The organism is Edwardsiella piscicida (genome assembly GCF_001896205.1).
GTDB lineage: Bacteria > Pseudomonadota > Gammaproteobacteria > Enterobacterales > Enterobacteriaceae > Edwardsiella > Edwardsiella piscicida.
In genome coordinates this window covers 2749888-2761708 of sequence record NZ_MPNU01000001.1, presented here as the reverse complement: position 1 = coordinate 2761708, position 11821 = coordinate 2749888, and the positions used below count along the sequence as shown (strand labels likewise).

The following is an 11821-nucleotide window of genomic DNA, read 5'->3' as shown; positions in this document are numbered from 1 at the left end:
GTAAACGCATGTGGTTGTGGCTGGCGGCGCTGTGCGCGCTGCCGGCGTTGGCGCAGACTCAGACGCCCTGGCAGCGGATTACCCAACCGGTGGCCGGCGCGCCGCAGGCCATCGGCAGCTACGCCAATGGCTGCATCATCGGCGCCCAGGCGCTGCCGCTGACGTCAGAGAACTATCAGGTCATGCGCAGCGATCAGCGGCGCTACTTCGGCCATCCGACGCTGCTGGCGTTCGTGGCGCGTCTGGGCGCCGAGGCCCGTGCGCAGCGTCTGGGCACCCTGCTGATCGGCGATATGGCGATGCCGGCCGGCGGGCGCTTCAACGGCGGTCACGCCAGCCATCAGTCGGGGCTGGATGTGGATATCTGGCTACAGCTGCCCCACGCGCGCTGGACGCCGCAGCAGCTGCGGCAGCCGGTGCCGCAGGATCTGGTGGCCGTCGGCGCCGACAGGGTGATCCCGTCGCGCTGGACGCCGCAGGTCGCTGAGCTGATCAGGCTGGCGGCGCAGGATCCTCAGGTGACGCGTATTTTTGTCAACCCGGCGATCAAGCGTCAGCTGTGCGATACGGCCGGCGGCGATCGCGCCTGGCTGCATAAAGTGCGCCCGTGGTTTGCCCATCGCGCCCATATGCACGTGCGTCTGCGCTGTCCACCGGGCAGCGCAGCCTGCGAGGCACAGACCCCGCCGCCGGCCGGCGATGGCTGCGGCGCGGAGCTGGCCAGCTGGTTCCAGCCGCCGCCACCGCATAGCGCGCCGGCCAAACCACAGACGCCACCGCCGCTGCCGCCGGCGTGTCAGGCGCTGCTGACGCAGCTTCACGGCTAACTCAGCGCCTGCCCGCGCCCGTCGTGATCGCCGGGCGCTGATCGCGGCGCGGCGCTCGGCAGGCTCGGCCGCCCAGCGCCGTGCGCCGCGGTCAGCCGCGCATCCCGGAAGCGGGCACCTCGCCGGCGCCATTACGGCTTGTCGCTTAACTGTTTCGCGACCAGTTCACTCATCAGCCGGCCAATGCCGTCGTTTTCTCTGGCCAGGCGAATATCCCCCCGCCAGCACTGCCCGATGCGCTCCGGCACACTCATCATCGTCAGCCCCGGCAGCGTATCCAACGGCGGAAGGCTCTCCGATGCGCTCGGCCTATTCAGCGTCAGCAGGGCCTGCTGCGCCTGCTGTTGGCGGGTCTGGGCTGACTGAATATCGCGCTCGGCCTGCGCCAGCTGAGCGGCGTCCTGCAGCAGCGTCTCCTGTCCGGCGATGCGGTAGCGTACCGTAATCTGGGTTAGCCCGACCGCCGCCATCCGACTTTTGTCGACGGGGAAGTCCGCCGGGGTAAACCGGCGGGCCCCGCCCGGGAAATCCCGTAAAAAGTGGACAAAGCCCTGAGGCCCGGGATAGCTGCGCGTCAGCGTGAAGGTCGGGAGCCGGATCTGCAGCGTCACCTGGCCACACTGCTGCTGTGACCAGAGTACGCTTTGCATCACGGCAAAGTTAAGGTTGTTTAGCCGCAGCGTGGCATTGGTACACTGCATGGTCAACAGGGTTCCCACGACCTTGGCCTTGGCGTTGCTGTTGACGTCCGTCGGCAGCCCCGTCAGGGCGACGGGATAGCTTTTCGCCTTCAGGGCGGCGGCGGCGGTGTTCAGCTCGGCCAGCTTTTCGCCAGACTCGGCGGCCACGGTTTGCCAGCGCTGCTTTTGCTGCTGCTGGGCCAGGGTGGCCTGCTGCTGTTTCTGGTGCAGCGCGATTTTCCCGGCCTTCAGATCAACCTGGCGGATAAGGGCCCGGTTGATGAATGGCAGAAAGTCTGCGGTAAAGGGGACGGACTGCCCCAGCGTATCCACCTCCTGCCAGCCGCTATCGTTACGTTGGATAAACGGCTTAATCGGCCCGGATAAAAAGGTCCAGAGCAACCCATTGTCACCGTACAGCTTATCCGCCCGCTCGGCCTGATTGAGGGTCCAGCGCGATGGCGCGATGACGCGGTCCTGCCACGCGCTCTGCAGGAAGCAGGAGGCCTGCTGATCGGCATAGCGAATGACCAGCTGCAAGGGGCCCGCCATCAGCCCCCAGGTGAGCTGTTCATCGGGCCGATTGTATCCCAGCAGGCTGCGCAGGCTCATCAGGCGTGCATAGGCCGTCTGCAGTGAGGACTGCCCGCTCTGCTGGCTGTCAAAGCCATGGAAGTCCGCCGCCACTTTGGTGGCCTGGGCCTGGCTGATGACGACGCTGTTCATGGCCTGGGTCATGGCCGCCTGATACTCCTGATACAGGCGGATGGCATCCAGCCTGCCGACGAACTGGCTGCGGGTCTGATCCAGCGCCCCCTTCTGCGCCGTCCCGCGCAGGATCATGCCGCCCACATCGCTGACCAGTCCGGGGACCCTGACGAGGGCCTGCTGGTGGGCGCGCTGGCGTATCTCCAGCCACTGCGGGAGCACCCGGAGCCAGCCCGGGCGCAGGTCATCCGGCATCTCGGCAAACTCGGTCAACAGGCGGAGGGCAAGGCGCAGATACGGGTTGTCATCGTGGGGCAGTCTGTCAATGGTGCTCTGCCACTCTCCCTGACCTGCCAGGATCCGCTCTCCCTGAGAGAACTGTCCGGCGAAGTCCTGCCAGGCCTGCAAGCGCTTCTGCGCATATTCATGCCAGAAGGCGGCCCGTTTTTTGTCGAAGGCGATGTCGTTCGGCATGCTGCTGCGCATCTCCACCAGGAATGCGCGGATACGCTGCTGCCCCTCCAGGGTGTAGGCCGCATCGACCTCCGGCAATTTATCCGGCCGCAGTGAGCCCTGCCAGAAGTCGTCCAGGGTCACGCTGGTCAGATCCGGCTGGGCGTTTGCCCAGGGAATGATCCAGTCCAGGGTGGCGCTTTGCGCCGCCAGCTGCCGGAGCCGCGCCTGCAGGTGCAGCAGGCGGGCGTTCTGCTGCTGGATATCCGTTGACCAGGCCAGCTGGGCCAGGAACAGGTCATTGAAACGGGATACCGTATCCGAATCCAGCGCCGGGTACAGTAACCGCAGGGGGGGCGTCGGTATCGGGGGCATGGCCATCAGCGCCCCGTAGCTGGAGCCTCGCAGCCTTGCCCGTAGTAGGTTGGCGCGGCGGACCTCCACCTGAATGGCGTTCACCAGCCCGTCGGGATGGGATGCGATGCTGTCCGCCGTGGTGCTCTGCTGAATCGCCTTGTCCAGGCTGGGTAAAATATATTGGCTAAAGTCATTTACATACTGCGATTTTGCATCCGCTTCAACCGAGAGCAGCTGATGCTGGAATGCCAGTACCCGGCTGGCCCACTGCGCGTTTCTGTTTTCCAGCCAATAAATCGCATCCCGCTGGGCTATCATCATCTGCATGTCGTGGGGCAGGGCGCGATTCATGGCCATGGTCGCCGGATAGCGCTGGCGCAGATCGTCCAGCGTGTGCTGCCAGTACACGACCGATACGCCGAGATACCCGAGGGCGGCGGCCACGCACAGCCACCAGGCGAACAGGCCCAGATGGCGGTTCAGGCGCCGCCAGGGACTGGTCACGGCGACAGGGCGGTTCAGATGACGGTCGGCCGGCAGGACGCGGTTAAACAGATCCCGGACAAAGACCCCGCGTTTGACGGTGTCATGCGCCGCCTCCTGCAGCGCAATCTCCTGCTGATCTTCGGGCCCGCTGCGGGTGTTTCCCTTCTGGACCGCGCTGGCGAAGAATACGCCGCGCAAGATGGGCGACTCCAGATAGGGGCTGTCTCCCAGGGCATGATAGACATAGCGCTTGAGGGGCTCGGCCAGCCTGGCCAGCTCGGTGGGGAACATCAGTAAGGCCGGATCGGCATCCGGGTGCTGCAGCAGCATCGTCAGCTGCATGGTTTTCAGCCGGCTATTGACCCGACCCAAGGCGATATCTATCACGTCGCGGACGTCGCGGCCGTTCTCCGGTTCGTCCACCACATGGCCCATGGCCTGATCCAGCGCCTCCGGGGTCAGCAGGTGGGACCAGGCCTCCATGCCGTACAGGCTGTCGATTTGGGTCACCAGCACGTAGACGGGGAAGCGCCTATCGAACAGACGGATCAGCTGCTCTATGCGAGTGCGGATCAGCCGTCCCTCGTCGACCACGCCGCCCCCGTCTGCGGACAGCAGGGTCTGGGCCGATACCGTGAGCACCAGCCCGTTCAATCCGGCCCGGGCGCGATCGCGCCCCAGCAGATCCAGCATCCGGTTCCAGGTGGAGCGGGTCTCCTGCGATGCCTCCGGCTGTACGAACTGGCCAGAGATATCCAGGATGACGGCCTTGTCGAAATACCACCAGTCGACGGGCGCCTTGCCGTCATTGAGCTCATGGGGCAAATCCAAGGGGGCGGCCAGGCCCGACTGCGCCAGCAGCGCCGATTTTCCCGATCCCGGGCGGCCCAGCAGCATAAACCAGGGCAGAACCTGCAGCGGGTGGCGGAACCGGCGCAGCTGAGAGTGCTTCAGCAGGGTCGTGGCGGCTTTCCACTGGCGCTGTAGCGTCATGGGATGGCGCTCCGCGGCTCGGGCTTTTTCAACCGGCTCCGCCTCCAGGCTGCGGGTACGCCATGCCCGCACCTTACGCCAGAGATAGCGGGTCAGCAGGGCGCCGGCCAGAATGGCGAGAAACAGCACCCATGCGGCGGCGGCGGGCCAGCGTTGCCACAGCGTGAGCAGCCAGCACAGCATCGCCAGTACGCTCAGGAGCACGACAATCGCTATCCATTTGAAGAGACGTTTCATGGCAGCCACTCCAGCGCGAGATCCGCGTATTCATATAATACCCAGTTTAAAATGCCGTACAGGGCGACCAGGATGACCAGCGGCACGACGACGGTGGTAAAGCGGCTTTGGGTCAGCCATCGCGTTTGCTGCGTCGGCGTGACCGAGGATCTCGGGTAGGCCTCTGGAAATAAACGCCGCGACGCCTCCCATACCTCGCCGTGCAGATCCCTCAGCTGGTGCACCCTGATCTGCGTCAGCGCGGTCTGGCCCGCCGGGCCGGCATAGCGCCCCTCAAATCCCAGGGCCAGGCACAGCAGATAGACCTCCCTGACGTCATCGGCCTCGGGGCTCAGGGCGGTCAGCTTGTCGAAGAAGTCAACCCCGGCGCAGACGGTGTTGAAGTAGCTGGCCTGCAGGGGGTCACGTCGCCATGTCGCCACGCCGTCCCACGTCGAACACATGATGGTCTCATCCATCCAGGCCACAACGGCATACAGGGCGGAGTCGATCGCGGCCGGACTTTCCCCCGCCTCTTGGGCCCGGAGCTGGCTGTGGTGCAGGTATGACTGCAGCCGCTCACGGAATAATGACGCCTCGCCTTCGGGCGCCTGGAGATACTGCCGCACGTAGAGCATGGGCTGAATAAACGCTTCCGATAAACTCACCGGCTCACTCCTACCAATTCTACTTTGAGGTCATCTGGGGCATCGAACCAGTTGAACGCGACGTGGCAACTCTCGGCGACCTGCCGCCAGGCTTCACTTTGGGTATCGATCTGGAAATAAAACGAGCAGGAGCGCCGGGGCAAGCCTTCGGGAACGGACGATAGCGGCGTCAGCGTGATCCCCGGCAAGGCGCGCTGGATCAGTAAGGGCAATGCGTCGGCCTCGGCCAGCCTGGCGCGGGCCCGGAAGGCGGCCTGCAGGGTATCCGGCGCCATGTCACTGCGGACGATCAGGTAGAAGCGGTTACGATCTTCCAGCAGGCTCTTGGGGAGCCGCGCCGTCAGGTACTCCCCGCTCGGCTCCAGGGCGATCAGGAAATCGGGTCCGATCGATATTTCATTCAATAAACGAATAATCAGATCGCGTACGGTTAACAGCCCCGGCGCGATGTCCTGATGGCGGTAGGGGGGGAGCCCCGGGCTGTTTTCGCCGCTGGAGCCCAGCATGTCGCAGCGCTCGCTGAAGGTGGACAGCTCGCCGACGATCTGCCGCAGCACGTCGTAGACCTTGCGCGGATGGACCTGCGGCGATTCGGTCAGCTGGTACAGCAGCGGCACGTAGCGGTTGAGGGTGCGCAGGGCCAGCAGAAACATCAGAAAGCTGGCATCGAACTCCGCCTTGCGGATTTCGCGCGGGCTTTTATAGGCCTCCAGCTGGCGGGCGCGCCCCGCCAGATCGTCCCGGACATCCCGGACCACCCGCATCAGGGTCTCGGAGCCGCCCATGATGTAGCACGGCGGAATGAAGCTCTTGGATAGCTGAACCACCTCGCCCTGGCGCTCCAGCCGGGCGATGGGCAGGATATTGTAATCCGTCAGCTTTTCAACCTCGCTCTCCCACAGCACCTGCAGCACGTAGTGCAGGCTCTGGATCTCGGCTTCAGGCCCATCCGAATATAAGTCCGCGTGCTTGTCTCCCTGCTGGGTCGTCACGCAGCGGACGTTCCGCCCTGCGCCATCCTCAAGCTGTGGCACGACGGCCACATTGGACTCTATCGTGTCCAGCTTTTTCAGCCCCAGGTAGACATTGAACGGCCGGCTCTGATCCTGCCAGGCAGAGGCGAAGGAGCGCGGCTTACAGATGGTATTGCCCGGCCATACGACATAGCTGTGGTCGCGGAAGAGCAGCTCAGCCGACAGGATATTGAGCTGCTGGTTGCCTAGGGCTGACTCCGAAATGGTCAGCGCTCCCACTCCCCAAAAATCCTGCAGTCCGGAGTCCAAGAATGGCTTGAGCTGAAATTGGCTATGCAGGTCTGCCAGCTGAAAATGCTGCGGCTGTAAAAACATGCCCTGATGCCAATAAACTGGTTTGTGAATTTTCATCTATCACCCTAAAGGCCAGTGTGGAGAGTTGGCGCAGTTTTTTAATCTAACTGCATGTTTAATTTTTAATTTATAACGAACGGATCGCCGGGGAGCACCTAGGGTTCGCCGCTATCGCTCAGCCGGATCGGCGTAGCCGCCGTCGGCGCGCTGGCCGGATCGGGGGCCGCGGGAATGCGCTCCAGCGGATGGCTCTCCGCCTCGCCGATCCCGCTGTTCCCCAGCTTCAGGTCCAGCGCCAGGGGGGAGGGGGCGGCTTGCCAGTCCGGGAACAGTATCCCCGAGCGGGTCACGCTGACCGGGATATCAAACAGGCGGGAGGTCTGCGTTAGCGGCAGGCCGTAGAACGCGGCGATGAACCCCACCTGGCGCGCCTCCTGCAGGCGATCCAGGACCAGGCGGAAAGCGTGGCCGGGCTCCAGGGCATAGCGGCTTACCTGCAAAATTCCGTCAGGGGGACGCCCGCCCTGCAAGACGAGGCCGGCGAGTTCGGGGGTTTGGATTAACTGATAGAAGGCGTCCGGCGAGCGAGTCTGCACCACCGCCAGCACCAGGCTGTGCGACTCGCCGTCGTAGCTGTTCAGATCCGGGGCGGTTTGTGCATTCACCAAGATGGCCTGGCTGCCGTACCGCCAGGATACGCTGCTGCGGGCCTGCTGCTTTGCCGCGTCGGAGGTGCAGCCGCTCAGGCTGAGCAGCAGGCAGCCGATGGCACTCCAGATCGCCTTATTCTTCATCATAGCCCAATACACCTTTGAGCATCCGCCGGGTGCCGTCATCTTCCACCACCTCTCGGATCCACTCATCCAGTCGCATATTGCCCCAGCGGGCGGCTTTATCCACGATGTAGGAGACGGGGCTGTGCGGTTCGGTCTCCTTGAAAAACGCGGCGATGCCGCTGAGCTGCCGAATGGCCTCCTCGCGGGTTCGGGGGGCGCCGGCCACGCCGGGAGAGGAGGCGTTAACCGCGGCGGTCTCTGCGCCCGCCGGCGCCTCTGCGCGCTCCTGGGCCTCGCGGGGTCGCGCCACGCCCTTACCCTCTACCAGCCGCGTTACCAGCCTGAGCATCTGCTCCAGCCGCTCAGCCACATCGCTGATCCGCGGGGCATCCCGCCCAAATAGGGGGTCGAGCCGCTGGGATAATCCCTGGAATGCGCGGATGGCCTGCTGCAGATCGTCCTGTAACGTCAGGTAAAAGGCGCCGGGCGTATGGCTGACGGCGAGATCCCAGGCATCCGGATCCAGCTTTCCTTCGCTGAGGGCCGCCTGAGCCGCCTCACTGTTCAGCCGCTTCAGGTTATCGACCTCTCGGGAGACCTGCCAATCCAGCCAGCCGTAGGCGCGTCCATCCTGGGCGGCCGTCAGGGGCAGCAAGCCCAGCGCCGGGGGAAGGATCTGATTGAGCCACTCCAGACGGCTCACCCGCCCCTCCAGATCCCCGTCGCTCAGTGCCGGATACATCTCCGCCCAATAGCGCTCCAGCAGGCTATCCAGTAACAGCAGCCCCTCGCGCAGCCCCGGCAGCCCATGCCGCTGCACCAGGGCTTCGCACAGCCACACCGCCAGCTGCAGATCTTTGCTGCGCGTCGCCAGCGCCTCGCTGGTCAGGCGGATCACCTCGACCCAGTTGGCCTGCTTGAGCGAGCTGACCCACTCTCCCTGCCCAAGGTAGTCGGCATCGGCCCGGCGGGCCTCCCGAATCTGGTCATACAGCGGGTCGAAGCTGATATCCTCTCCCGCCGGATGAGCTTCACCGATCGGGGCCAGCAAGCGCGCCATATCTAAGATAGTCATATCGTCCTCTCCCTTAGCCGCCAATCAACACGGTGGGGCAGCCCAGCGTGATCGTGCCGCCATGCGCCGTGCTGTCCCCCATGCGGGCGGCGGGCTTGCCGCCGATCAGCACCGTGGCACTGCCCTTGATAATGGTGTCGGGCGGGCCGACGCAGGTCAGCATGTCGCCCAGCACCGCCGCCGGCAGTCCGCCGATCAGCACCGTGGGAACGCCGGGGCCGATGACCGGGCCGCCGACGTGCGGCACCGGGGGAACGCCCGGGGTCTGCATCGGGCAAACGTGCATATCCGTCAAACGCGCGGCAGGTTGTCCCATGGATAGCCTCCTTATTCAGTTGCACAAGTACCGCTCCCATGCCGCAGCGCCTGAGCCGAAAAGGGGGGCTCTGCGGGGGCGCGGATAGCGAAAATCAGTTGATCTTGACAATGCCGCCCTTGATGGAGGTCATCACGGACGAGGAGACCTCCGCCTCTGCCGAACTGCTCAGGCTGGCCGATTGGGTGCCCGTTATCGCGACGCTGAGGCCGGATAGCGCAATGGACTGTTTCCCCTTCACCGTGATATTCATGCCCTCGATGAGCACGCCGCCGCTGTCAATGACGATACGGTTGCTGCCCACGCTCAGGGTTATCGCGGTTCCTGCCTTCAGATGGAGGCTGCCCGCCGAGGCGGTGGTGGCGTGATCCCCCTTGTTCACCTGCAGCGTACTGTTGCCTGACTTCACCTCCGTGAGGGCATCGCCCTCGATCACCCGGGTATGCTTGCCCTTGGTGATGCTCTGCAGGTAGTTCCCCTCGGAGACCGTCTCGGCGCAGTCATTCTTGATGGTTACCCGGCGGTCGTGCTCGACCGTCAGCTCGTCATCGTGTTTCACCCGGCGGCGAAAATCCCGCTCCGCCTGCATGAACACCTCTTCCGCCCCCATCTTGTCCTCGAAGCGCAGCAGGCTGAAGTGCTCCGGATTGCCATTGGGGGTGCTGCGGGTCTGAATGCCGCTTTGGGTCTTATTGTCAGGCAGCTTGAAGGGGGGCGTCTGGTGGGCGTTATAGACCCGGCCGGTGATCAGGGGGGCGTCCGGATTGCCATCGACAAAATCCACGATCACCTCCTGCCCTACGCGGGGCAGCTGCATCCCCCCCCAGCCCAGCCCGGCCCAGCCCTGCGCCACCCGGATCCAGCAGGAGCTTTTATCATCCTGCGTTCCCAGGCGATCCCAGTGAAAATGAACCTTAACCCGGCCATGCCGATCGGTATGGATCTCCTCGCCCTGCGGACCGGTGACCACGGCAGTCTGTACGCCATGGATCACCGGGCGGGGCGTTTGGCTCAGGGTGCGGTAGGGCAGGGATTTGGGGAGACAGATAAAGTGGTTCTGGTAGTTCACCTCTTGCTCCTGCCACGGCAGGTTGTTGACGATCTCGTGCCGTACGCTTAGCAGCAGATAGTCACCGTTACAGTCTTTGCGGAAATGTTTTTGCAGGCTGAACCCATAGCCCGGCGCCAGCGTGCGGCAGCGTCCGCCGCCCTCTATCCGGGCCTGCATGGCCTCTAGCCCCTCCATCTTCAGCTTGGCGCGGCGTTCGCCCTCCCGGGTCTGCGTATAGTCATCGGTGAAATCGTAGACCGCCACGTCGCTCAATTTGCCCTGCTTGGCCACGGAGGCGCTGGAGGTCAGCAAATGGGCGGTCGGCTGCTCAAAGGTATAGGCATTCAGGAAGACGTTGGCCGGCACGACCGCGAGGGAGGGCATCCACCACTGGATATCATCGCCGGATTCGCTCCTATGCTTAGGTCGATAGACGATGTCTGAGCGCACCTTGCAGGGTTGGACCGCGGCATTGCCATCGGCCAATACCAGCACATGGCGGCTTTCGCTGTGTTCGAACCAGTAGAAAATGCCCTCTTCCTCCATCAGTCGGCTGATGAAGCTGAGGTCCGATTCGCGATACTGTACGCAGTATTCCCGGGGGGCGTAGCGCTGCGACAGCGAGAGGCGAAAATCGCTGATGCCCCGCGCCTTAAGCACCGCTTCAATAATCTGCGGGACCGTCTTCTCCTGGAAGATCTGACACTCCTGGGCGTGCTGCAGCCAGGCCAGGCGCGGTACCAGCTCGGCATAATAGGCAAATCCGTGTTGCTCGGCGCCCCGGTAGGCGGCCCGGCCGATCACGCCATGCCAGTAGCGGGTCTGGCCATTCGGCAAGGCCAGCCGCAGCGCGGCGGCCTGCCCGACCAGCGATTGCCACGCCAGCGCGGGGTCCGTGGAGAACAGCTCCAGCTCAAAGCGGTAGAGATCGGCGATCGCCTCTTCGCCCCGGCACTGCACCACCTGTAAGGCATCCTTGCCCAGCGGGGTGGACAAGGACAACAGCCGGCTATCCGACGTTAATCCCATCAGTCACTCCCCTCTAACGATCCCGTCAGTCGGCCGTGCTCATCCATCGAGACGGTGATATCGGACACCGGCTCACCGGCGGCCATGCGCGCCAGCACCGCGTCCGCCATATCGGACAGCAGCTGGGCCGACAGAATGTTATCGATCAGGCGGGCGCCGCTCTCCGGCTGGGTACAGCGCTCGGCGATGCCCTCCACCAGGGCCTCATCGTAATGGAAGGTGGCCTGATGATTGCGCTGGAAGCGGCGGGCAATCTTATCCAGCTTGAGGCGGATAATCTGTTTTAGCACCGCGCCCCGCACCGGGTAGTAGGGCACTACCTGCAGGCGTCCGAGGAAGGCCGGCTTGAAGGTCTGGATCAGCTCATCCCGCAGCGCCTCACACAGCAGCGCCGGTTCGGGCGGCGTCATGCCGTCCTGACAGTAGGCCATCAGGGTGTCGCTGCCGACGTTGGAGGTCAGCAGTATGACGGTATTGCGGAAGTTGATCTCCCGCCCCTCGGCATCGTCCATGACCCCCTTGTCAAACACCTGGAAGAACAGCTCCAGGACATCCGGGTGGGCTTTCTCCACCTCATCCAGCAGCACCACGCTGTAGGGTTTGCGGCGTACCGCCTCCGTCAGCACGCCGCCCTCTCCGTAGCCGACGTAGCCCGGCGGCGAGCCCCGCAGCGTCGAAACGGTATGGGCCTCCTGAAACTCCGACAGGTTGATGGTGATCAGGTTGCGTTCGCCGCCATACAGGGTTTCGGCCAGCGCCAGCGCGGTCTCGGTCTTTCCTACGCCGCTGGAGCCGACCAGCAGAAACACGCCGATGGGCTTGTTGGGATCCTCGAGCCCCGCGCGGGACAGGCGAATC

The 11821-nt window shown here is 64.2% G+C and carries 9 protein-coding genes; 1 reads left to right on the top strand and 8 read right to left on the bottom strand.

The genetic code is table 11. The features are described from left to right. Positions 1-8: 8 nt before the first annotated feature. Positions 9-827, top strand: a complete 819-nt coding sequence (mepA, locus tag BRD58_RS12615; RefSeq protein WP_034168301.1) for a penicillin-insensitive murein endopeptidase — start codon at positions 9-11, stop codon at positions 825-827. Between the two features lie 131 nt (positions 828-958). On the opposite strand, the gene BRD58_RS12610 is transcribed toward mepA, so the two are convergent. From BRD58_RS12610 to BRD58_RS12575, 8 genes are all read right to left on the bottom strand, one after another. Continuing rightward, positions 959-4741, bottom strand: coding sequence for a type VI secretion protein IcmF/TssM N-terminal domain-containing protein (locus tag BRD58_RS12610; RefSeq protein ID WP_073383192.1), 3783 nt, complete (start codon positions 4739-4741; stop codon positions 959-961). After that, positions 4738-5388 (bottom strand): DotU family type IV/VI secretion system protein, encoded by a 651-nt coding sequence (locus BRD58_RS12605; protein WP_015461959.1) that lies wholly within the window; start codon positions 5386-5388, stop codon positions 4738-4740. Before BRD58_RS12605 ends, BRD58_RS12610 begins: the two co-directional genes overlap by 4 nt. Next, entirely contained in the window at positions 5385-6773 is a 1389-nt protein-coding gene (tssK, locus tag BRD58_RS12600) for a type VI secretion system baseplate subunit TssK (RefSeq protein ID WP_034168299.1), read from the bottom strand. The genes BRD58_RS12605 and tssK overlap by 4 nt, the downstream gene beginning before the upstream one ends. A gap of 98 nt (positions 6774-6871) precedes the next feature. Continuing rightward, the gene (locus BRD58_RS12595) at positions 6872-7513 is read right to left on the bottom strand and encodes a type VI secretion lipoprotein TssJ (protein ID WP_012849269.1); all 642 of its coding nucleotides are present in this window, start codon (positions 7511-7513) and stop codon (positions 6872-6874) included. Then, the gene (gene tssA, locus BRD58_RS12590) at positions 7500-8567 is read right to left on the bottom strand and encodes a type VI secretion system protein TssA (protein WP_015461957.1); all 1068 of its coding nucleotides are present in this window, start codon (positions 8565-8567) and stop codon (positions 7500-7502) included. Before tssA ends, BRD58_RS12595 begins: the two co-directional genes overlap by 14 nt. Positions 8568-8580: 13 nt before the next feature. Then, on the bottom strand, positions 8581-8883 hold the full coding sequence (locus BRD58_RS12585; RefSeq protein ID WP_012849267.1) for a PAAR domain-containing protein: 303 nt from the start codon (positions 8881-8883) through the stop codon (positions 8581-8583). Between the two features lie 94 nt (positions 8884-8977). Beyond that, positions 8978-10963, bottom strand: coding sequence for a type VI secretion system Vgr family protein (locus BRD58_RS12580; protein ID WP_015461955.1), 1986 nt, complete (start codon positions 10961-10963; stop codon positions 8978-8980). Then, a partial coding sequence (locus tag BRD58_RS12575) for an AAA family ATPase (RefSeq protein WP_139263915.1) occupies positions 10963-11821 on the bottom strand: 859 nt, incomplete at its 5' end. The genes BRD58_RS12575 and BRD58_RS12580, both read right to left, overlap by 1 nt.